Genomic DNA, 22,570 nt, shown 5'->3' on the forward strand with positions numbered 1-22,570 from the left:
CTTTAACTTATGTCAGATATTTCAGAACGGGTGGTTTTTATAGGAGATTCAATATTTGAATATTGGGAGAAAGAAGATCCGTTGTTTTTTGCAGACAATCATTATATAAGCAAAGGTATCCGGGGGCAGACTACGGGTCAGATATTGGCTCGGTTCGAAGAGGATGTTATCGCTCTTAAACCTTCGATTGTAGTAATAGAAGGGGGACTTAATGATATCTCCGAATACGAAAGCGGTCCTTATAAAGAGGATGAAACAATGCGGAATATAATAGAAATGACAGAACTTGCCGATTTCCATGGAATTAAAGTCATATTGCTATCGGTTCCTTATACAAGTGTATTCGGGTGGGGAATTCATATCGAAAATCCACAGGAGCGGACACAGAGTCTCAATCTGAAAATAAAAGAATTTGCCCTGAAAGAGCATATTATGCATGTCGACTGTTTTGCTCCCATGCTTACAGACAAGGGGGTAATGGCAAGAAAATACATTCCGGACGATATACATCCAAACGCAAAAGGCTATGCCTTGATGAAACCTCTTATTCAGCAGGCTATTTCGGTCTTACGTTAAGATCTCGGGCTTTCTTGTTGAGCCTTCAAGCATAAAACGGTAACAGCTATTATTGTTTATTTGTAGGTGACTTTCAGAAAGTGTGTCGCCCGTTTATCTTTCGGTGGAATCTGCATATAGTTTCCATACTGTTTACTTAGGTATGCATCAGGATTTGCAGGAGCCGAAAATACTTTTCCTTCGAATACGATGGTACTGGTCGGGAACATATATGATGCATGATGATTTGTGGTATTCCCTATACCGTAGCTGTGTAATATATTATCAGGTTTGGTTAGCGTGCAGAATAATCGCGCAGCCCATTTGAATACAGTACCTAAAGGATACATGATCAACGAAGTCGAATATTCGAAAAAATATTTGAAAGAGTGAAAAGGGCGTCCTCTTTTTATTCGCCGATATCCTCTTCCATAAAAATAATCAACAAAACTTTTCAGGGGTTTGTAACTCCTTTCCTCTGGGAATATATCTATATACACGCCTTTTTCGGTATATCTGTCGAGGTTGTCATCTTCTTCGTGCACAATGGAGTAGCGGTCTCTTACTTTCGAAAAAAGCAAACGGTACCCCTTGTCGTCTGGGGTTTGTAGATATAGGCTGTCGGGCAGGTCTTTCCTCAGAATTTTCAACAGTTTTTTGTAGTCATCCCAGAGAAGTTCAATGTCTATGTCGTCATCCCATGGAATGAATCCACCGTGACGTGCAGCTCCAAGCAGGGTTCCACCACTCAGCCAATAGGGTATATTGTGTTTATCGGCGATGGAGGTTACCGTAATTAAAATATCAAGCATCTTTAGTTGAAGTTTTCTTAATTCGGAGCCTTCAGGATTGTATTCGTTTAGATTTTCAGACATGTTTTCGATAATGGGATGTGCAAAAGTAAATAATGTAAATCAGTATTTGAAATAATTCTGTTGTTTAGTTATAAGTTACAAGACTGGCTGATGCATGATATGATATCTTTATACGTCTATGAAATGAATTTGAGTTATGTAACATATAAAAAAAGGAAAGCCTTATACTGACACAATTGTAAAAAAATGTATTTTTGTTTATCTGATCAATAATGTTTCTTAGATGAAGACTGTTTTCTCTTTTCTCTATCAATGGTTGATATTTACACCAATACTGGTGATTGTTACTATCATAACCGCAGTGTTGGTTATGTGTGGCTGTACAATCGGAAAACATAAATTCTGGGGATATGTTCCTCCGAAGTATTGGTCTAAGATAGTCTGCAGGGCTGCCTTATGCCGAATAAAGGTGAAGCCGAATCCGAAGGTCGATCCTGACAAATCGTATGTGTTTGTAGCTAACCATCAGGGCGCCTTTGATATTTTTCTGACATATGGTTATCTGAATCAGAATATCAAATGGGTACAAAAAGCTGAATTGAGAAAATTACCTTTTGTAGGGAAAGCTTCCGAAATAGCAGGTCATGTTTTTGTAGACAGCTCCAATTCGAAAGCGATGCTGCATACGATAGCTAAAGCCGAAAAAGAGCTGGTTGAAGGCGTATCGATGGTTATATTTCCTGAAGGAGCAAGGACTCTGAATGCCAAAATGGGACGGTTTAAGAAAGGGGCTTATGTGATAGCTACACAGATGCAGCTGCCTATTGTGCCTATAACCCTGAATGGTCCTTATAACGTATTGAAAAGAAACACATCGACAATGCACTTCGGAAAGACAATGGAAATTATTGTGCATGATCCGATTCCGACCGAAGGGCTTAATGCTGATGATATCCAGCGATTGATAGACGAGAGCCGTCAGGTTATCGAATCGGGATTATGGCCAGAATTCAGATAAATCTTAGAATTGATCTTTGAGCCCGAATCTTTTTATAGTAGAATTCCGCTATATTTTATACCTTTGTGATCATAAGTAACTGTAAGTATTTAATGATATATTATTATAGGTTATTAATTACTTACTAAGACAATAAATAAGGTCTGAGACCTTAAAACGTATAAAAAGATGAATTTAAAAAGTATTAAATCCATTCTAATTTTAAGCTGTATAGCATTGGTGTCATCACTAGAGGCTTCGTCAGGGATATTCGGGATAAATAATGAGATTACATTCAATCAGGTTGAGAAAAAGTATAGGTCGCATGTCGTTTCGAAAGGAGAAACTGCTTACTCCATATCTAAGCTGTATAATGTAGCCGTTGCAGATCTTTATATACTGAATCCGGAAATAGAAAACGGATTGAAAATAGGATCGACTATTAAAGTTCCCGACAATGGAACGGTAGTTGCACCTCAAACTCAAGTCCAAAACTCAGGAGCACAATACAATGGAGTGCGTCAGCATTTTGTAAAAGCCAAAGAAACTCTGTATTCGATTTGTAAACTGAATGGAATAACTTTGGAGGATATCGTAGCTGCTAATCCTGAGTTGAACGAGAAGCCGTTGTACGTAGGTCAGCGGTTGGTTATACCGATGGGTGATGTGGGTGGTTCCGTGCCTGTTTTTACTCAACCCCGTCCGACAGCAAAAGAACTGAGACAGCATACGGTAGAGCCTAAAGAGACATTGTATGGAATATCCCGTTTGTACAATACTACTCCCGAGGCACTTATTGAACTAAATCCGGTGTTGAGGGATGGACTCAAGCAAGGAATGATAATTGCTATTCCCGAAACTGCTCAATCTGTAAATACTGTCCAGACTGTACCTGTAAAATCTACTTTGCAGGATATAAACGGATTGAATATCGGCGTGATAATGCCGTTTCTGAATAAATCGGAAGGACAGAGTGCCCGTTTTCTCGAATATTACGAAGGGTTTCTGCTTGCTTTGCAGGAAATGAAAGCAAAAGGTTTATCTGCCAATGTATATGTTTTTGATATGGGGTCGGAAACGGGTACTGCAAAGTTAAGGAGCCTGCTTGATACTTATGAGATGAAAAATCTGGATATGGTAATCGGAGGGGTATCTCCCGATCAAATATCAATAATGTCCGCATTTGCACAGAAACAAGGAATCAAATATGTGATTCCGTTCCCTACCAAAAAGCAGGAGATTCAGAATAATACACAGGTATTTCAGGTTAATACTCCGCACGAAGAATTGTATGTGAACGTATCTAAGATATTTACACAGATATTTGCCGGAGCCAATGTTATTTGTATAACAGGTTATGCCGATGATAAGAAAGAATTTGTATCGACTCTCGAAAGCTATCTGTCTCGTTCGGGAGGGAGAATTCGGAAAATTGCAGCTAATCAGAGCTTGACTGCTAATCTTGCCTTGGCGATAGATCCTACCCGTAAGAATGTGATTATTCCAGCTTCGGGTTCAGTTCAGGCATTGCAGGCGGTACTCCCGGCATTAACGTCTGTTACAGCCGAAAAGCCAGGTGTGAGCCTCACCTTGTTCGGACATACCGAGTGGCAGACTTACAATCAGTATCAAGCCGAGTTTGGAAAATATGATACATACTTTTATACTCCGTTTTATGCAAATGATTCGGACTATAAAGTATCCCGGTTTATCCAGAACTATAAGGGCTGGTATAACAATAAGTCTTTGATAAATACATATCCTAAATATGGAATGCTGGGGTATGATACCGGCTTGTATTTCTTGACTGCTTATTTGAATTATGGCTCTGATTTTCAGAATAAGATGGGTAACCTGTCAGTTCCGTCATTACAGACTCCGTTTACTTTTGAACGGACAAGATCCGATGGGGGATTCATGAATAATGGATTCTACCTGATCCATTATAAATCGAATGGTAGTATAGATAAAATCGAATACGGTAAATGAAAAAATTATTGCTGATCAGTTTGTTATTACTGTCGGTTTCTCTACAGTCTTACGGCCAGAACAAGTTTACTCCCGAATGGAATATCGGGGTTGGCTTTGGGCCTACATTTTCTTCAATGAGTATCGTTCCTACGAGTACAAAATTGAACTTCAAGACTCAATCCATGATGCAATATCAGGGTGGAATTTCAGTACGATATATCTCTGATAAAAATGTGGGACTTATCGGTGAGCTGAATTATTCGCAAATGGGATGGGAAACTAAATTCGCTGACGAAACATTGGTGGCTAACAAACATCAGCATATGCTTAATTATATCAGCATACCTTTGCTTACCCATATTTACTTTGGTGATAAAACCCGTTTCTTTTTCAATCTGGGACCTCAGATCGGGATCTTATTGAGCGACAAGGAAAAGACTAATGACGCTTTTGACGAATGGCTTGTTACAGCCGATACTACTGTTTACTCCACAGACTTATATGGTTTAAAAGCCCAAAAGAAGATAGATTACGGTATCACTGCCGGAATGGGAGTCGAGATCCGTACGGGAATAGGAAATTTTGCTCTCGAAGGCCGTTATTACATGGGCTTTGGAGATATATATAATAACAAGAAACAAGATCCCTATTCACGATCTGCAAACCGTGTTATTTCAGCAAAGCTGACTTATTATATCAAGGCTTTTTAAGTTCTTTTCAGTGCAAATTGTATTTGCTCCAAAAAAATATAAATGAAAGACGGTCCGACAAGGCCTTATAATTATATTCTTATATATAACAGACTCTAGACTATTATGACAAAATTCTCTAAAGCCTTTTGGGTCGCCAATTCGGTCGAATTACTCGAGCGTTTGGCGTATTATGCTGTATTTATTGTATTAACCATCTACCTGTCGAATGTTTGGGGGTTTTCTGATATCGAATCGGGAATCATCTCCGGAGTCTTTTCGGCATTACTGTATCTCTTACCTACTTTTGTAGGGGCTTATGCCGATAAAATAGGTTTCAGAACTTCTATTCTTATTGCATTTGCTCTACTGACGGTCGGTTATTTCGGATTAGGAATTTTTCCTACCTTATTTGAAAATGCAGGATTAGTTAAGTATGGAGCAGGAACTGGCGATGGGCTATTTTCTGCTTTTTTTAAGGACAGAGGACTCGTTACTTTCGGACACGATACCGAGTTTTCGGGATTGTTGGGTAGTGTTCAGCAATGGACTATTGTTCCGGTATTGTTATTGATCGTTATCGGTGGTGCATTTATCAAATCGGTGATATCGGGTACTGTGGCTCGTGAAACAACGGAGGCTACAAGAGCAAGAGGTTTTGCTATCTTTTATATGATGGTAAATATCGGAGCCTTTACAGGAAAGACAGTCGTTGATCCGTTACGGAAAAGTTTAGGGGATGTTGGTTTGGTTTATCTGAACTATTTTTCGGCTTCGATGACATTGCTTGCTCTGATTGCTGTTTATTTTTTCTACCAATCGTCTAATACAACAGGGCAGGGGAAATCTTTCTCGGATATATTCAGGGCATTGGGTAAAGTTTGCTCTAATGGACGCCTTATTATTCTAATATTGATAGTGAGCGGATTCTGGATGGTACAGCAGCAAATGTATGCTACTATGCCTAAATATGTTATCCGTTTGGTTGGAACAGATGCTTCGCCGGGTTGGATTGCCAATGTCAATCCGTTTGTTGTGTTCCTGTTGGTGAATGTTGTAACCTCTATTATGCAGAAACGATCGGCTTTGGTTTCAATGACGGTCGGAATGTTTATTATTCCTATATCGGCTCTGATAATGGCTACAGGAGCAATGATGAGTGACGATCTTATTTTCGGAGCTATTCATCCTGTAACTCTTATGATGATTATCGGTATTGCATTTCAGGCTTTGGCAGAATGCTTTATATCTCCCCGCTTTCTCGAATATTTTTCATTGCAGTCACCGAAAGGCGAAGAAGGGCTTTATTTAGGTTTCAGCCATTTGCATTCGTTTGTCTCATCTATATTGGCTTTCGGGCTTTCAGGGTTCTTGTTAGATAGGTATTGCCCCGATCCTAAGGGATTTACCCCCGAAGAATATATACATGCAACGGAACATGCTCATTATATCTGGTTCTTCTTTTTCGGTATAGGACTTGTTTCTGCCATCGCTTTAGTTATTTATGGTAAAGTGACAAGGAAGATAGATGGGGCAAAAGCTGCTGATATTTAAAATAGTCTGAGCTGATTATAGCCTGAAAATATATGATTTAAATAAAACCCTTGGCTTGGTTAGCTGAGGGTTTTTTATCTATACAGAAATTAATGTGATAATAAAAAAAGCAATAGGTGTCATCTGAAAAAAGTACAATTTTGGAGTAACCTTTGTTACCTTTTCGGGCGGCAGCTAAATCCCCTTTAGGGGACAGAGGGGCAAAAAGTATTATTCGAAAAGTGAATATAAAGTGCGTAACTTTTGTAACCTTTTGCTTTTACGAAGAAAAAAAGTTACAAAATCAGAATAGGCTGATCAACCCTTTATCGAACGCCTAACCCTAAACTTGCATAAAATATATTACTTTTGCGTATCAATTAAGAAGAAAGTAACTTACCAAAGTAATAAGCAGGTCTTAGACCTTGAATAGAAATGAGCAGAAAGAAAAAAGCATTACCCCTATACCCTTCGGTAGAAGTGGTTACTGTTGCCGCTGAAGGAAAAGCAATAGCCAAAGTCGATAATATGGTTGTGTTTGTACCTTATGTAGTACCCGGTGATATTATTGACATACAGGTAACACGAAAGAAAAACAGTTATGCCGAGGGTAAAGCTGTCCGGTTTGAAAAATATTCGGACAATCGGTGCGAGGCTTTTTGCGAACACTTCGGGATATGCGGAGGATGTAAATGGCAAATTCTGCCCTATTCCGAACAATTGAAATACAAACAAGATCAAGTATCTAACGACCTGACACGCATAGGTCATATCGAGATACCAGAAATACAGCCGATATTGGGTTCTGAAAAGACTCAGTTTTACAGAAATAAACTCGAGTTTACATTTTCCAATAAAAAGTGGCTGACGCTGGATCAGATTAATTCAGGAGAAGTATTTGAATATATGGATGCCGTAGGATTCCATATTCCCGGTATGTTCGATAAAGTGCTTGATATAGACAAGTGCTGGCTGCAAGATGATATCTCGAATCAGGTGAGAAATTTTGTGCGTGACTACTGTCATGAGAAAGGATATACTTTCTTTAACCTGAAGTTTAAAGGCGGACTGATGCGTACGCTCATTATCCGTACCTCGACAACAGGCGAACTGATGGTTATAGTTGTCTTTTATGAAGACGATAAAGAGGCGCAGGAAGATATTTTAAATGCGATTGCAGACCGTTTTCCTCAGATTACATCCCTGTTATATATTCTGAATGAGAAGGCAAATGATACAATAACCGATCAGGAGGTATTGACATGGCGGGGCAATGATTATATATACGAAGAGATGGAGGGTCTTAAATTCAAGATCGGGCCTAAATCTTTTTATCAAACCAATAGCGAACAGGCTTATAACTTGTATAAAGTAGCCCGCGATTTTGCCGGACTGACAGGTGATGAACTGGTATATGACCTTTATACGGGAACAGGAACTATTGCAAATTTCGTGGCTAAACAAGCCCGTAAAGTGGTAGGTATAGAATATGTGGAAGATGCTATTGAAGATGCAAAAGTTAATTCACAGAACAATAAAATAGATAACACCCTGTTTTATGCAGGCGATATGAAAGATATACTTACACAGGAGTTTATCAACGAACACGGTAAGCCCGATGTAATTATCACAGACCCACCGAGAGCCGGTATGCATGAAGATGTGGTCAATGTGATTCTTTTTGCCGAACCGCAGCGTATTGTATATGTAAGTTGTAATCCTGCGACTCAGGCTAGAGATCTTAATCTGCTGGATGAAAAGTATAAAGTGGTAAAAGTTCAGCCTGTAGATATGTTCCCTCATACACATCATGTGGAAAATGTTGTATTAATGGAACGGAAATAAGGTCTCACAACTGTTTATTGTCCGGCAAGTATAACAGCGATAGTTTGTTGTTCTCTTAAAGATGGGACACTAAATACTTCCTGTTACTTAACAAACAGGGCTGTTCGTATGTTTAATTCTAAAACATTTTGAAGGTATGATTCTAAAACATTTCACAGATAACGACCTGTATAAATTCTCTGTCATGCTGGCTATCCAGAAATTATATCCGTGGTCTTATGTTAGATATGAGTTTATAAACAGGGGGCATACTCAATTTCCAGAGGGATTTGCGGAAAGACTTAAAGAAGAAGTTGCAGCCATGTCGACATTGAGAATGACAAGGGAGGAAAAACGATATATCTCGAAAAGATGTTATTTCTTCGATCCGGCTTTTATCGATTTTCTCGAAGGTTATCAGTATGATCCCGAAGAAGTGCATATAACTCAGACCGGAGGTGATCTCGAAATATATATCGAAGGATATTGGTATCGGACAGTTCTGTGGGAAGTACCTCTGATGGCTTTGGTTTCGGAGTTATATTTTATCATGACAGGAGCAGCTCCTGATGATGTGGAATCTCATGCGAAAGAAAAGGCTTTAGGGTTAGCCGAAATAGATGCAGACTATTCGGACTTCGGTACACGCCGCCGTTTTTCATTTGATGTTCACGATAAGGTTGTCGGAACATTGAAGGCTAATTCGGGCGATTATTTCAAAGGTACCAGCAATGTATATCTGGCAATGAAACATAATACTACACCGATAGGAACCATGCCTCACGAATGGTTTATGTACCATGGAGCATTGTTTGGTTACAGAGCCGCCAATATAAAGGCTTTAGAAGCTTGGGTAGATGTGTTTCAGGGCAGTTTGGGTATCACATTGACCGATACATATACAACGGATTCTTTTTTCAAATCATTCAGCCTTAAACAAGCGAAGTTATTTGACGGAGTGCGCTGCGATAGCGGTGACGTTCTCGAATTTACAGATAAGGCAATACAGTTTTACGAAGCCAATAGAATAGATCCGGCATCTAAGACTATTGTGTACAGTGATTCCCTCAATGTGGATGAAGTGAAACGTATCAAAAACTATGTAAATGGTCGCGTTCACGATACCTATGGTATAGGCACTTATTTTACGAATGATGTAGGAGTAAAACCTCTTAATATCGTAATAAAGCTGACTGCAATCAAGTCCAAACCGAAAGAGGAATTTTTGCAAGCTGTAAAACTTTCGGATGTAATGGGTAAGAATACCGGTAACGAAAAGGAGATTGAGATCTGTAAGATGACTTTGGGAATAGAATGAGAAAGAAAATATCGACCTTATTTTTAATTATAACTATGTTTGGGATGGTACATGCGCAACAGAAAGCTTTGATTATCATAGATATTCAGAATGATTATTTTGAAGGAGGAAATATGCCGCTGGTCGGAAGTCGTGAAGCTGCGATAAAAGCAAAGGATGTATTAAAGTATTTCAGGGAGAAAAATTTACCGATCGTTCATATTCAGCATATTTCGAATAGGGAAGGGGCTGCTTTTTTTCTGCCCGGAACTAAAGGAGTAGAAATATATGATCTGGTAAGACCTGTAGAGGGTGAACAGATTATAGAGAAACATTTCCCCAATAGCTTTTTACAAACAGAATTGCAAAGTTTCTTATCGGAAAAAGGGATTACCGAACTGGTTATCTGCGGTATGATGACAAGCATGTGTGTGGATGCAACAGTACGTGCAGCAAAAGACTTCGGCTATAATTGTACATTAATTGCAGATGCTTGCGCTGCGCCCGATCTAAGTTTTGATGATAAGGTCATCGGAGGATTGGATGTTAATACGGCCATAGTCGGAGCTCTCAGTTATTATTATGCCAGAGCTATCAAGTCCGAAGACTTTATAAAAGAGTAATAGTAATACGAATAATAAGAAGCGGTTTAAGTAAGGTTTCAGTCCTTACTTGAACCGTTTTTCAATTTCAGTATCTTCAATGACTGTAATTATCAGTTTGCCGTCAGGAGTATATTTATGAGAAGATGAGGCAAATAGCTTATCCACAATATTGGATGTCTCGTCTGTTGTCAGCTTATGTCCGTAAGGGATTGCTGCCGCGTATGCCATTGACAATGCCAGTGATTCTTGTATCTCTTCTTTTACGTCACTGCCTGTCTCTATACTCTTCGATACCATATTGTGTACAAGCTCCATCGGATTAATCTTATCCAATTCCGAAGGTACGCCGTTTATCGCATAGGAATTATTACCCAGATTGCTGAGGTCGAATCCTACAGCCTCTATATCTTCAAGCAGATAAGGTATCATAGCGGCTTCTGAAGCTGAGAATTCGATTATTTCGGGGAACAGCGAACGCTGTGATATGCCCCGCTTTAGCTTAATATTCTGTAAGAACTGGTCAAACAGTATTCTCACATGTGCCCTGCGCTGATCTATCATCATCAGACCCGATTTTACCGAGGTCAGTATATATCTGTTTTTATACTGATAATGTATCGTTGTATTGTCATCAGAAGCTTGCTCTTCGAATAAAGTTCCCGCTGAAAAGCCGGATGGAGATTCTATGACTTGCTCTTCCTGATAGTCGGGTGTCGTGTCCTTCTCGAATCCCTTATAGAGGGTATCCCAATCGAAACTCGGACGATTGTATGATGATCCTCGGGATACACTGCCTGATGGCGACTTGAAGGGGTTATATGATGGGTCGATATTTATCTGGGGGCGTGCGGCCTGTACCGAATTGTCGTGAATGGGTATATCTATAGCACCATCAGTGTCAAAGTCGATGGTCGGTACTTCGTTGAACTTACCCAAAGCTTCTTTGGCTGTGGCTGCCAGTATCTGCCAGATGGGCTGCTCATTTTCGAACTTGATCTCGGTTTTGGTCGGATGGATATTTACATCTATAGTATCAGGATTCACATCAAGGTATATAAAGAAATTAGGGCTTTCCCCTGTTGGGATTAACGGCTCATACGCTGATGTAATTGCCTTCGCAAAGTATGGATGCCGCATGTACCTTCCGTTTACGAAGAAGTATTGCAGTGCCCTTGTTTTACGGGCTGATTCGGGCTTACCTATAAATCCCGATATTTTAGCTATCGTGGTTTCTATCTCAATGGCTATAAGCTGTTGATTGAAACTCTTGCCGACAACACTGATTATTCGTTGTTTAAGATTGGATGCGGGGTAACGTAAAACCTCTATCTCGTTGTCGATAAACGAAAACTCGATATCAGGATTTACCATTGCTATCCGTTCCAGTTCGGTCAGTATATTTTTGCGTTCGGTCTCATTCGATTTCAGAAACTTACGGCGTGCGGGAACATTGAAGAAGATATTTTTGATGGAAAAGTTACTACCTGTTACACAAGCAGTTTCTTCCTGCTTTTCTACAACAGAGCCTGAAATAACCAGATGGGTTCCGATCTCATCTTCAGCTCTTTTGGTTTTTAAATCGACCTGAGCTACAGAGGCTATAGAAGGTAATGCTTCTCCCCTGAAACCCATTGTACGAAGTGCGAATAAATCTTCGGCCGTACGTATTTTAGAGGTTGCATGACGTTCGAATGCCAAACGTGCATCAGTAGGAGACATGCCCTTACCGTTGTCAATAACTTGTATGAGAGTACGCCCTGCGTCTTTGATAATAAGCTGTATGCTGGTCGCTCCTGCGTCGATGGCATTTTCGAGAAGTTCTTTAACAACAGATGCCGGACGCTGAACGACTTCTCCTGCTGCTATCTGGTTTGCTATCGAATCGGGCAGAAGGTGTATAATATCATTCATTGTTGCTGTTGTTTATATAAGTCGCAGCACGATTTTAATGTCATACTTTTCAGACACAATAAAAGCGGCTGTTTACTTTATAAGTTAATAAGAAGGCCTATCTTAAAATTTATTGAGAGACCGGAGGTGGGGTTGTCGTGGTCGTAGTACGGTTGGATCGCCGTTTGCTTGAATCCCATCCGGCTTTTCGCTGTACTTTACGGAAGACATCATCCCTGTTCAACGGTCTTATATAGTCATACCATTGAAAATCGGTAAGTTTACCTAACTCGGGTTTCAGATCGGCTAGCGGAGTCATTTTTCCTGTAGCCTTCGGCCAGAGTTTTATCTTTTGTATCTTCTTATCTTCAAAATCCATAGATAGAAAACTGCTCTCAGTCTGATTCATGCCCATCATCGACTTGTCCTTTTCTTCGGGATAGAAGATTGATTCGGCATTACCCGACACCAATATATGCTTTATACTCTTATTCTCGAAATAAGCCTTCAGATCACGCCCTTTAACCTGATTGTAGTGGATAGAGTCTTTATCTTCTATCGCAAAAGCATTAGGCCATATATGAGTCCAGTCTATTGTACTGTCGTTGAAGAATACTTGTATGGTATCACCTAATATCTGGTGGTTTTCATTCCATAAAATAGGGTTCTGATACATGTACAAGGTCGAATCTTTCGTGTTGAATTGAAGAGAATCGCATACACCTTGTAAGTCACTTCTGTAAAAACGGGCTCCTTTATGAGCTTTCATTTCCCGGTATATCGAATCTGTTATCAGTTCAAGAGTATCTGCATGAAGGAACAAGCTGTCGGCTTGCGAATATTCGATCGCAAGTGCCGAATCTGTTGCCATTGCATAATTGGTTCTCTCGTTATAAAGTCCGTAATGACCGGTGAGAATAACCTTTTTTGTGGTATCCTGCAAATGCATATTGCCGAATACCTCACCGTATCCTTCTTTTTTATGATAATATATTGAATCGCCGGTAAGAGTACGGTCTCCTTCTTTATTGATAATGCGTGATTGATCGAGTAACAACGACTGCTCAGTACTGGTATTATACCATCCTTTGGTTGAATAGATCGTTGCACTGTCCGATTCGATACGTGTTGGACCTACTATTGTCGATATTTTGCTTTGGGTGTCATATAGTAGGGTGTCAGTGTACATCACAAACTTAGGATTTGTCAGACGGGCACTGTCTCTGAATAGTGCCATGTGTTTACCGGGTTCGTATTGTCCCCAGTAGGAAGTGAGTTCATTAAGTGAATCAACAAGCATTCCTCCGTCGAAATAATAGCCGATATTGCCTACACGATCATAATCTAAACTATCCGTAAAGAGGGTTACATCCTTATTTACCAGACGAACATTCTTCCGTACTTTAAGCAGTTTAATATCCCCTTCGTATTCGAGGTAGCTCCCGTATAGGAAAAGTGTATCGCCTTGTACAACCTGTACTGTTCCGAATGCTTCGAAACGGTTTGCGGCTTCGTCCAGATATGCACTATCACAATACATGACAATACCGTCGTGATATAAGATAACACTATCTTTGAGTATTTGCGGCTCGAAACCTATCCTGCGGTCAAGAAACAGAGCTTTCCTTATCTCTATCACCTTTTTCCCTCCTTTGGCAGGGTGAGTCTTTGGTGCTTGTGTTGTCATCGGAGGTTTTTGCTGCGTTTTTTGCTGAACCCAGGCTTGCGCTGAACCATATATAACAAGCAGGCACAAAATAGCTGCTATATGCATTTTGCGCCTGTTGTTTATAAATTGTTTTATGTACTTATTCATTGTAAAGGCCTCAGACCGTAGTGTAATTATCTATATACAAATATAGCTGAAATACTCCGTTCGGACAGAAAAATATCCATTAAAAGTAATCTCTCTATAAGATCGAGAATATCTTACTTGTTGTTTTTGATCCATCCGGAATGTTGGAAATCACAGTTTTTCCAATCATCGTCAATCCTCACATAAGTAGTCTTGATTTTGTCCTGTACCCATTTTTTCAAAACCTCTTCTCTCTTTTTTCCTTCGACTATGGATTTCATTACCTGATAGTCGTCAGATAAATTTGCCTTATGAGAATTTACACGTTGACGAACTTTTACAATTGCAACAGTTTGCTTACCGTTGCTTCCGATCATAGTGAATGGTTTTGACAGTTCTCCTACCTGAAGTTTATCTACAGATTTCGCTACCTCCTGAGGCAGGTCTTCCATTCTGAAACGTGATGTTCCCGAATAATTACTGTATTCGTTTTTGTTGACCATCAACCCTTTGTTGTTGCGGGTGTCTTTATCTGCGGAAATGTATGATGCAGCTTCTTCAAATGTAAATTTCTTAGCATTTAAATCTATAACCAAAGAATCCATTCTTGCAGAAGTTTTCGCTAATTCTTCGGCAGGTATAGTTGGCTTAAGAAGAATATGACGGACATTGACACGGTCTCCTCTTTTTTCTATGAGTTGTATTATGTGATATCCATACTCAGATTCAATAACATTTGAAACTTTGCTGGGATCGTTCAATGAGAATGCCGCATTGGCAAATTCGGGTACAAGCTGTGCTCTACCCATAAAACCTAGTTCACCTCCTCTTTTAGCCGATTCTGTATCTTCTGAATATAGTAGAGCCAGAGTCGAGAAGTCTGTTTCTTTGCGGTTTACACGATCGGTAAAGTCTCTCAGTTTATTTTTTACAGCGTCGATTTCCGCCTGTGGAACTTTCGGATTCATTGTGATGATCTCAACTTCGACTGTTGTCGGGATGAACGGTAAACTATCCTGAGGAAGGTCTGTATAATAGTTACGTATTTCGGAAGGTGTAAGCTTTATATGTCCTACGATGTTCTGCTGAACTTTGTTTACTATTTCATTATCACGAACCTGTTCTCTCCACTCTTCACGCAGTTGCGAAATGGTTTTACCTAAATATTCTTCCAGTTTTTCTTGAGAACCAAGAGATGCTATTGCATTGCTGATACGTCTGTCCACAGTACGGCTGACAGTAGAGTTTTCGACATCGATACTATCAACTTTTGCTTGGTGGAGGAATAATTTTTGTACAGCTAATTGTTCGGGTATCAAACAATAAGGATCTCCGTCGAAATGTTCTTTTTCTAATTGCATTTGCAGTCTTACGGCTTCTACATCCGATTTGAGTATAGCTTCGTCTCCGACTACCCACACAATCTGGTCGATAACATTGTCTTGCGCGTTTGCACTAAATAGTATCGTGCAGAACAAACTGATGAAAAATACGGTTTTCTTAAGAACGGTCATTATGTATTTTATTAAGTAAAAGCTAGTAAGGTCTCAGACCTTTTTATTCTATGTCATGAGACATTTCTCGCGATTTGGCAAAGTAACAAAAAAGTCAAAAAACCAAAAGTGGCGTAAATATAGTAATAATCGAAAGAATTTATATTTTGAATATATTAAAAGAAGTTATTAATATTTCATACTTCTTTAAGGTATAAGGCCTTTTTGATATTTTAGAAGCACATCGGAAAAAGAAAATCGTTATTTTTTCTTCTGGGCTGTATTTTCTTCTTTGTAATATTTTATTTGTTTTTTGTTCTCTGCCGACTGTAAAAGATCCGTTTCAAATGTTTTTAAAAAGGCCTCCCTGTTTTTGTTAATTAGAATATCAGTGATCTCCGATTTTGAGTATTCGTAAGGAGCTTTAGAGCCGGCGAGGGCATATTCTTCGATATGCAGAAAATATACATACAGTGAATCTTGTGTTTCGTAATTCTTATTATTTTTGACAAATTGGCTTTGGTCGCTGATAGATACCGGTATGTTGGACGCTATATCATCGAAGTTGACCCATTTATCATAAAAATAATCATAAATAACGGCATTTTGCAATGAGGCTTTTTCTATTTTTTCTTTTGCTGCATCTGTATTCGACTGATACCATTGTCTGAAATTTTTAACTTCGGACGAAGACTGCGGTATTTTAAGAAATAAGCCTTTGACTAAACATGATTGCAGTTCGAAACTTTCGGGATGTTTGTCATAATAGTCTTTCATCTCGGTTTCGGTTATCTTTTTCGACAATTCTTCTTTCAGTAACTGCTCCAGATAAGTGAATGTGGTTAATGACTGTCGGTAATTTTCAACCATTTCGTCAATGCTTTGCTGATCAGTAACGTTTTGCTTTGCTTTTTCATAAATGAGTTCGTCTTTTATCCACATTTTTATGTATGCGTCCGCAGCCTGAGTACTGTCTGCCGCACTCAATCCCGATGGTATTGCATTATTCAGATCGGCAAGATACAAGGTCTTTCCATTGACAGAAACTATCGGCGAATCGTCTTTATTCGGCGTTGCACTTTCTTTGTCGGAACAACTGATCAAGATTGAGATTGAAGCGAAATATATGACGGTCTTTTTTAGGGAGCCAGAGATTGATTGAGTCATTGCTGATATTTTTGAGTCAGGCGTTTCAAGGCCTCGTTATTTACTACTACTTTATGTTTTTTGATAATATATTCTGTCCATTGTTTTTCCAATGCGTCCTGATAATCCTGAATCACAAGCCCTTTTACATCTTCGAATGTCTGGGGTTGATCCAACATTTTTCCGTGTATGAAGAAGAACGGATAGCCAACTACTTCTTTCTTTATCTCGGTCTTATAAAGAGTATTATCTACAAAATCATTTTCGCCTTTAGCCCAAATACCCTTTTCGATATATAAAGGTTTGATGGAATCGTTGCTGAAACTCTTGGTGAGTATCTGTATAAAGTTATCCTGGGAACCGTATTCATTTTGTATAGCTAAAGCCTTGTCAAAAGCAGCACGGTCTTTAAGGTATATAACATATCCTTTGTATTTCGGTTCTGTCCATGTGTACTTATTTCTGTTCCGGTCGAAAGTTTTGGTCAAGCCTTCGGTGTCTATAGATGCCTTAGTCCATATCTCTTTATCCATAATGGTAAACAGTAATATACCGTCATAATACTCCTGCAAAAGATGTTTTAACTCGGGTGTATCATCTATGATTCTTTTTTCATTTACTTCTGTTAATTTGTTCAGGACAAATCCATCGAGTTTTTCATAAACTATATCGGTAGATAATGTCGACTTTGCAGATAAATTATTGAAAATATAATCAACGAAATCCGAAACGTTATATTCTGTATTTCTGATTGTTACTAGTTTTTTATTATATAAATCAGGTAAATTTTTGAAGAACAAACTATCCGAAGCATGATGTGTATCGGCTATGTCAAGTATGCTTCTCAACACCTTGCTGTTGATGGCATATGGATATTTTTGTGATAATCTTTTTAATTTAAGAGATTCTATGTCTCCATCACGATTGTGTTTCTCCATTTCGCTAATCAGATCGGGTTTGATCTCAGGCCAAGGATCGAGATGTACTTTTCCTATCAGCTTAAATATATGAAAACCGTAATCGAATTCGATCGGACGGGTATAGTCTTTGAGTTTTTTCAGGCTGTAAAATATCGAGTCGAATTGGGGTATAAGATTACTTCTTGTGCTAAACCATCCTAAATCGCCTCCTTTCGGAGCGGTTGCCCTGTCTGCCGAGATTGCCTGACAAATCCCTTCGAATGGTTGATTGTCATCCAAATCGGTTATAACCCTCTGCGAAAGGCTTCTTACGCTGTCTTTTTCGGCTTGTGTGGCATTCTCGGGATACAGGAACAAGATGTGGGCTATGCGTACTTCGCCCCTGTCGGGTCTTTTGCGATATGTTTTTACCAGATAATAGCCGGTATTAGTTCTTATTGGCTCGGATATACTGCCTATGGGTGTATTGTAAATGGCATCTTCCAATATTTTGGGAGAAGTAAGCGCAGTTGTCCAGACTATATCTTTTTCAGCAGGAGATTCTGGAGCCGGATACAAGCGGGCTGTTTTTCGGTATTCACTATCGGGTGCATTGATGATTGATGCTCTTATTTCTTTAATTTTATTATATGCCGTCAAAGTATCTTTGGGGAACAATTTGTCTGAAGTAAAGGGAATGTAGATTTTACTTACTTCAACATTATATTGCAGGCGGTTGTATACCAGCTTAGCTGCAGTTTCTGCGGATGCGGTATCGTTGATATATTTATTTTTGGTTGATTCTGCATATTTGTTATACTCCGAAACAAATACAGGATCTTTGTCGAGACCTGACGCTTCGGCTTCGGCGACCTTGACTTTAAGGAGGCTAAACGATTTTAGAAAATCGGGTATCGTTACGGGAGGTTGTATGTTGTTTTTTCGGTCTTTGAGGTAAGCGTATTCAAAGTCTTCAACAGAGACTGTTTTTTTGTCTATTTTGAATAGATAGTCGTCAGTCTTCTGAGCAAATACCCCGACTGTCATAAATAGGAAAAGAAAAAGACCTGAGATTTTCAGTTTATTCATGATTAAGTGTGATAATTTGATAAGCCAATTTAAGGTCTCAGACCTATTTGCCTCATCTTCGCTTCGGCAATTGTTAATTATTGGCTTAATAAGTGTAAATACGATAGATAGTCATCGCTTTTGGATGTGTCATTGGATACTATCTGTTACTTATTGTATTGCAAATATATGAAGTTTTTCCGAAACTGGAGTCTGACAGGCCGAAACCGAATTCTGTATGGACTGAGGGTGTATTACATACTTTTGATAATGGACACACAAGTATATAAAGTATGGAATAACAGCTAAAAGAAAATATCTTTTTTGTTCAGGGGTACAGATCCTTTTATTCGTTTTTTATCTATAGGGAAAGTGACCTTTGGGAGCAGGCTCTCTTGTTAAAAAAGGTTCTTTGAATAGCCGGAGAAATCTGAGAAAAGGGAAAAGTTGGCACCTCAGAAAGTACATTTTTGTTGTAACCTTTGTAACCTTTTTGGAAAAGAACCACGAACCCCTAAAGGGGATTTTCGGGTGGCGGCTAAATCCATTTTAAGAGACAGAGGGGCAAAAAGCATCATCCGAAAAGTGAGTGTAAAGTGTGTTACTTTTGTAACCTTTTTGATGTTGCTTGAAATTGTTAATTGATGACTGATTTTTCTAATTACCTTTGTCCGTATGAATAAAGCTATTTTACGACTGGCGATTCCCAATATAATATCTAATATAACCGTACCCTTGCTTAGTATGGTAGATATGTCTATTGTCGGGCATCTCGATAAAGAAATATTTATAAGTGCCATTGCCATTGCCGTCATCATATTTAACTTTATGTATTGGAGTTTTTCCTTTCTGCGTATGGGAACGAGCGGTTTTACTGCTCAGGCTTACGGTGCCGGTAACAGTACGGAAACGGGTGTCATTTTATTGCGTTCTTTATTGATTGCTTTTTCTGCGGGAGTGTTGATCGTGGTGTTGCAATATCCTATTTTCGAAATATTCTTTAGAGTGGTTAATGCCGAACAGGAGCTTAAAATTTATGCAGCCGATTATTTCTATATATATGTTTGGGCTGCTCCGGCCGTACTTGGTATGTACGCTTTTGCGGGGTGGTATGTAGGGATGCAGGATGCCCGTACGCCGATGGTGATTGCTATTGCTGTAAATGTTATCAACATATCACTGAGCCTTTTGTTTGTTTATGTATTCAATATGCAGCTCAGGGGTGTTGCTCTGGGATCGGCTTTGGCTCAGTTATCGGGATTTTTATTGTCTTTCGCTATCTGGTTCTTTAAGTATAAGAATATCAGGTTGACATTGGATTACAAGCGGCTGAAAGACTGGTCTTCTTATCTTCCCTTTTTTCGGGTTAATGCCGATATATTCATCAGGACACTGTTACTTATAGCGGTTACTACGTTTTTTACATCCATATCAGCAAGAATGGGTGCTATCGTTTTAGCTGCAAACGCATTATTGATGCAGTTATTTACATTGTTTTCTTATATAATGGATGGATTTGCTTATGCAGCAGAAGCCCTAACAGGTCGTTTTGTCGGAGCAAAGCAATATTTGCAGCTTAATAGAATGATTCGGAATGTCTTTCTTTGGGGATTGTGTTTCGTTGCGTTGTTTACACTCGGATATGGACTGTTCACAGAGTCTATTTTAGGTATTCTCACCGATAAATCGGAAGTTATTGCTGTTTGTGAAGAATACCGTATGTGGATACTGATTGTGCCGATAGCAGGTTTTTCTGCTTTTCTTTGGGACGGGATATTTATCGGAGCGACTGCGTCACGTCAAATGAGGAATTCGATGTTCGTGGCAGCCGGATGTTTCTTTGTTATTTATTATTCTTTACAATCCCATTTGGGGAATAATGCTCTTTGGCTGGCCTTTATCGTATATCTGTCTATGCGTGGAGTGATGCAGGCGATACTGTATCGAAACAAGATAAAACAGACTCTTATCTGAAATCGACAGGGTCTATCTTTTTCATCAAGCTGAGTATCTTGTATTTTCTCTTTTGGACATATGCCGAAGGTTTCGCCGAGTTAAATCTCTTTGGGTTGGGTAATGTGGCGGCAATAAGGGCGCACTGCTCCGCTGTAAGTTTGCTTGCCGGTTTGTTGAAGTGTTTTTGGGCTACAGCTTCTGCCCCATAAATATTTTCGCCCATCTCTATTGAATTGAGATAGACCTCCATGATGCGCTCTTTGCCCCAGATTAGCTCAATTAATACAGTGTAATAGGCTTCTAATCCTTTTCGTATAAAAGATCTGCCTTGCCACAAGAATACATTCTTTGCAGTTTGCTGACTTATGGTGCTGGCTCCACGCAGTCGTTTGCCTTTTTTATCGGCATCTTCCTGAGCCTTTGCTATTTGCTTGAAATCGAATCCGGAGTGATCAATGAACAGGTTGTCTTCTGAAGCTACAACCGCTTGAGGGAGGTGTTTGGATATCTTTTCGATAGGAACCCATTTGTGTTCGCATTCCACACTTCCTTTGTCGAACAGTTGGCTTAGGTTGTTCGATATCATCAGAGGAGTATAATAGACAGGGATGAATTTTAGGATAAGAACTTGTACTATGCTGAATACGAATAGACATATAACAATGTTCCGTATCCATTTTAAAGCCTTTTTCATTTGTATAACCTATTGGAGATCTTTTGTTATCTTAAAAAAATGCATCATACTTCAGATCCTATTGTACAGATCTCAAATATGATGCAAAAGTAATAATTTATACGTTGATTCGATTAAAAAACGATTTGCATTTGTGCATATACAGTATTACTGTCTTCTGCACCCCATTTTTTAGAATAGTTCGAATGGATGTAGTTTAATTGGAATCTGCATTGAGGGAAGAAATAGTAGTTTAACCCCAAGGTATAATCCATCACTTCACTGTTGATAGCTTTGTTGTTATTGTAATAATCGACTTTAGCTACAGCATTGAATTTTTTAGGAGCAAAATAGTATAGCAGCGAGCCGTACACTCCTTCACGGTCTATACCTCCGTCATTTCCTTTGAACCATTCGGCACGGGCTGTCAATCGGTCTGTTTGGTAGTCTGAACTGATACCCCAGCGGTTTCTCACATGGTCGGCAGTTGTAATTCCACCATCGTTTGAATATGTGGCCTGTCCGAAATAAGCTCCGGCTCCTACTCTGAAGCCTTTTATGGGCTGTAACAGCAGAGTTCCGGCAAAGTCCTTAGTATTATTTTGTTCGCGGGTAGTGATCCCCGATCCCTGAAATACACCGAGTGAATATTGGATCAGATCGTGATTACCCATTGGTGCTAATGATCCGGATGCCTGAATACCGATGTCACGACCGCCATTGTTTCTGTTGTTCTGTTTTTTCATCACATCATCTCCCATACTTACTAAGCTGGAGATTGTTCGGGAATACATTACGGTTTCCAGATTAGTGAGGCTGATTTGATTTTCTAAAGAGAAAGGTACTTTAAACTGTCCGGCTCTGATGTTGAATTGTTTTGTAGGTGTCCAATCCAAATATAATTCATGTAAAAGCGGATCGACCAGTTCAGCCATAACAAAGTAGCTTATGCTGTTGGTAAGTTTTCCGTTCATATGAAGAAACGCTACACGGGGTTCAAAATCGTGTTTTACATTCGATACATCGCTGTATTTGTACATCAATAAGCCATAGCCGCCAAATTTCATATACGGTGTATTGAATGCATCTCTGACCTTGTCTACTTTCTGAGACAATGATACAGGTTGAGATTGTTTGTTGTTTTCTTTGGCTATTTCATCTGCTTCTTGCTGAGTAAGGACTTGTTTGTCGACAAGCTTCTTAAGTAAGGCGTTGTCGTCATTCTTTTGTCCGAATACACACATTGCAGACAAAAGTAGGGCTCCTGATAGTAGTAATTTTTTCATGGTCTGAGTTTTTACGTCAAAAATAAAGAATTTTTTTAAGTAAGAATAAGCGGTTGTCTTCGATTTCTTTGAGTGTTA

17 protein-coding genes are annotated in these 22,570 nt (G+C 39.2%); 9 read left to right on the forward strand and 8 right to left on the reverse strand.

The window, feature by feature from the left end; all coding sequences use genetic code 11:
* Positions 1 to 9 precede the first annotated feature (9 nt).
* Entirely contained in the window at positions 10 to 576 is a 567-nt protein-coding gene (locus AABJ51_RS16310; protein WP_338373408.1) for a GDSL-type esterase/lipase family protein, read from the forward strand.
* A gap of 56 nt (positions 577 to 632) precedes the next feature.
* On the opposite strand, the gene AABJ51_RS16315 is transcribed toward AABJ51_RS16310, so the two are convergent.
* Positions 633 to 1,430, reverse strand: a complete 798-nt coding sequence (locus AABJ51_RS16315) for a LicD family protein (RefSeq protein ID WP_338373409.1) — start codon at positions 1,428 to 1,430, stop codon at positions 633 to 635.
* A gap of 223 nt (positions 1,431 to 1,653) precedes the next feature.
* Between AABJ51_RS16315 and AABJ51_RS16320 the strand changes: the two genes are divergently transcribed.
* The 7 genes from AABJ51_RS16320 to AABJ51_RS16350 all read left to right on the forward strand — a co-directional run bounded on the left by AABJ51_RS16320 (position 1,654) and on the right by AABJ51_RS16350 (position 10,304).
* The gene (locus tag AABJ51_RS16320; RefSeq protein ID WP_134436791.1) at positions 1,654 to 2,388 is read left to right on the forward strand and encodes a lysophospholipid acyltransferase family protein; all 735 of its coding nucleotides are present in this window, start codon (positions 1,654 to 1,656) and stop codon (positions 2,386 to 2,388) included.
* A gap of 168 nt (positions 2,389 to 2,556) precedes the next feature.
* Positions 2,557 to 4,356 carry a LysM peptidoglycan-binding domain-containing protein gene (locus tag AABJ51_RS16325; protein WP_321577304.1) on the forward strand — a complete coding sequence of 600 codons (1,800 nt, stop codon included), beginning with the start codon at positions 2,557 to 2,559 and terminating at the stop codon, positions 4,354 to 4,356.
* Positions 4,353 to 5,048, forward strand: a complete 696-nt coding sequence (locus AABJ51_RS16330; RefSeq protein WP_338373410.1) for a porin family protein — start codon at positions 4,353 to 4,355, stop codon at positions 5,046 to 5,048. Before AABJ51_RS16325 ends, AABJ51_RS16330 begins: the two co-directional genes overlap by 4 nt.
* Before the next feature lie 105 nt (positions 5,049 to 5,153).
* Entirely contained in the window at positions 5,154 to 6,581 is a 1,428-nt protein-coding gene (locus AABJ51_RS16335; RefSeq protein ID WP_134436797.1) for a POT-type proton-dependent oligopeptide transporter, read from the forward strand.
* A 414-nt stretch (positions 6,582 to 6,995) separates the two neighbouring features.
* The gene (gene rlmD, locus AABJ51_RS16340) at positions 6,996 to 8,405 is read left to right on the forward strand and encodes a 23S rRNA (uracil(1939)-C(5))-methyltransferase RlmD (protein ID WP_338373411.1); all 1,410 of its coding nucleotides are present in this window, start codon (positions 6,996 to 6,998) and stop codon (positions 8,403 to 8,405) included.
* A 136-nt stretch (positions 8,406 to 8,541) separates the two neighbouring features.
* Complete coding sequence (gene pncB, locus AABJ51_RS16345; RefSeq protein WP_338373412.1) at positions 8,542 to 9,702, forward strand: nicotinate phosphoribosyltransferase; 1,161 nt, start codon at positions 8,542 to 8,544, stop codon at positions 9,700 to 9,702.
* Positions 9,699 to 10,304: a cysteine hydrolase family protein gene (locus AABJ51_RS16350; RefSeq protein WP_338373413.1), complete on the forward strand. Its 606-nt coding sequence runs from the start codon at positions 9,699 to 9,701 to the stop codon at positions 10,302 to 10,304. The genes pncB and AABJ51_RS16350 overlap by 4 nt, the downstream gene beginning before the upstream one ends.
* 45 nt (positions 10,305 to 10,349) lie before the next feature.
* Here the strand turns inward: AABJ51_RS16350 and mutL are convergent, their stop codons facing one another.
* The 5 genes from mutL to AABJ51_RS16375 all read right to left on the reverse strand — a co-directional run bounded on the left by mutL (position 10,350) and on the right by AABJ51_RS16375 (position 18,598).
* Positions 10,350 to 12,197, reverse strand: coding sequence for a DNA mismatch repair endonuclease MutL (gene mutL / locus AABJ51_RS16355; RefSeq protein ID WP_338373414.1), 1,848 nt, complete (start codon positions 12,195 to 12,197; stop codon positions 10,350 to 10,352).
* Positions 12,198 to 12,306: 109 nt separating this feature from the next.
* Positions 12,307 to 13,992, reverse strand: coding sequence for an OstA-like protein (locus AABJ51_RS16360; RefSeq protein WP_338373415.1), 1,686 nt, complete (start codon positions 13,990 to 13,992; stop codon positions 12,307 to 12,309).
* A gap of 113 nt (positions 13,993 to 14,105) precedes the next feature.
* Entirely contained in the window at positions 14,106 to 15,485 is a 1,380-nt protein-coding gene (locus AABJ51_RS16365) for a peptidylprolyl isomerase (protein WP_134436806.1), read from the reverse strand.
* 240 nt (positions 15,486 to 15,725) lie between these two features.
* Complete coding sequence (locus tag AABJ51_RS16370; protein WP_338373416.1) at positions 15,726 to 16,631, reverse strand: peptidyl-prolyl cis-trans isomerase; 906 nt, start codon at positions 16,629 to 16,631, stop codon at positions 15,726 to 15,728.
* A complete protein-coding gene (locus AABJ51_RS16375; RefSeq protein ID WP_338373417.1) occupies positions 16,628 to 18,598 on the reverse strand; it encodes a foldase protein PrsA in 1,971 nt (656 codons plus the stop codon). Before AABJ51_RS16375 ends, AABJ51_RS16370 begins: the two co-directional genes overlap by 4 nt.
* A 654-nt stretch (positions 18,599 to 19,252) precedes the next feature.
* Here AABJ51_RS16375 and AABJ51_RS16380 point away from each other — a divergent pair.
* A complete protein-coding gene (locus tag AABJ51_RS16380; protein ID WP_338373418.1) occupies positions 19,253 to 20,551 on the forward strand; it encodes an MATE family efflux transporter in 1,299 nt (432 codons plus the stop codon).
* Here the strand turns inward: AABJ51_RS16380 and mtgA are convergent.
* Positions 20,544 to 21,227 (reverse strand): monofunctional biosynthetic peptidoglycan transglycosylase, encoded by a 684-nt coding sequence (gene mtgA, locus AABJ51_RS16385; protein WP_035332538.1) that lies wholly within the window; start codon positions 21,225 to 21,227, stop codon positions 20,544 to 20,546. The two genes, AABJ51_RS16380 and mtgA, sit on opposite strands and share 8 nt — an antisense overlap.
* 113 nt (positions 21,228 to 21,340) lie before the next feature.
* Positions 21,341 to 22,492 carry a porin gene (locus AABJ51_RS16390; protein WP_338373420.1) on the reverse strand — a complete coding sequence of 384 codons (1,152 nt, stop codon included), beginning with the start codon at positions 22,490 to 22,492 and terminating at the stop codon, positions 21,341 to 21,343.
* Between the last annotated feature and the right edge of the window lie 78 nt (positions 22,493 to 22,570).

The sequence above is a fragment of the Indolivaga capnocytophagoides genome, from assembly GCF_036511535.1.
Taxonomy (GTDB): domain Bacteria; phylum Bacteroidota; class Bacteroidia; order Bacteroidales; family Dysgonomonadaceae; genus Dysgonomonas_A; species Dysgonomonas_A capnocytophagoides.

Excerpts from the sequence above, each read along its gene's own strand:
- mutL (WP_338373414.1), bottom strand. The coding sequence starts at position 12,197 with ATGAATGATATTATACACCTTCTGCCCGATTCGATAGCAAACCAGATA.
- AABJ51_RS16310 (WP_338373408.1), top strand. The coding sequence starts at position 10 with ATGTCAGATATTTCAGAACGGGTGGTTTTTATAGGAGATTCAATATTT.
- AABJ51_RS16320 (WP_134436791.1), top strand. The coding sequence starts at position 1,654 with ATGAAGACTGTTTTCTCTTTTCTCTATCAATGGTTGATATTTACACCA.
- AABJ51_RS16330 (WP_338373410.1), top strand. The coding sequence starts at position 4,353 with ATGAAAAAATTATTGCTGATCAGTTTGTTATTACTGTCGGTTTCTCTA.
- rlmD (WP_338373411.1), top strand. The coding sequence starts at position 6,996 with ATGAGCAGAAAGAAAAAAGCATTACCCCTATACCCTTCGGTAGAAGTG.
- AABJ51_RS16315 (WP_338373409.1), bottom strand. The coding sequence starts at position 1,430 with ATGTCTGAAAATCTAAACGAATACAATCCTGAAGGCTCCGAATTAAGA.
- AABJ51_RS16390 (WP_338373420.1), bottom strand. The coding sequence starts at position 22,492 with ATGAAAAAATTACTACTATCAGGAGCCCTACTTTTGTCTGCAATGTGT.
- AABJ51_RS16365 (WP_134436806.1), bottom strand. The coding sequence starts at position 15,485 with ATGACCGTTCTTAAGAAAACCGTATTTTTCATCAGTTTGTTCTGCACG.
- AABJ51_RS16380 (WP_338373418.1), top strand. The coding sequence starts at position 19,253 with ATGAATAAAGCTATTTTACGACTGGCGATTCCCAATATAATATCTAAT.
- AABJ51_RS16335 (WP_134436797.1), top strand. The coding sequence starts at position 5,154 with ATGACAAAATTCTCTAAAGCCTTTTGGGTCGCCAATTCGGTCGAATTA.
- pncB (WP_338373412.1), top strand. The coding sequence starts at position 8,542 with ATGATTCTAAAACATTTCACAGATAACGACCTGTATAAATTCTCTGTC.
- AABJ51_RS16375 (WP_338373417.1), bottom strand. The coding sequence starts at position 18,598 with ATGAATAAACTGAAAATCTCAGGTCTTTTTCTTTTCCTATTTATGACA.
- AABJ51_RS16360 (WP_338373415.1), bottom strand. The coding sequence starts at position 13,992 with ATGAATAAGTACATAAAACAATTTATAAACAACAGGCGCAAAATGCAT.
- AABJ51_RS16350 (WP_338373413.1), top strand. The coding sequence starts at position 9,699 with ATGAGAAAGAAAATATCGACCTTATTTTTAATTATAACTATGTTTGGG.
- mtgA (WP_035332538.1), bottom strand. The coding sequence starts at position 21,227 with ATGAAAAAGGCTTTAAAATGGATACGGAACATTGTTATATGTCTATTC.
- AABJ51_RS16325 (WP_321577304.1), top strand. The coding sequence starts at position 2,557 with ATGAATTTAAAAAGTATTAAATCCATTCTAATTTTAAGCTGTATAGCA.
- AABJ51_RS16370 (WP_338373416.1), bottom strand. The coding sequence starts at position 16,631 with ATGACTCAATCAATCTCTGGCTCCCTAAAAAAGACCGTCATATATTTC.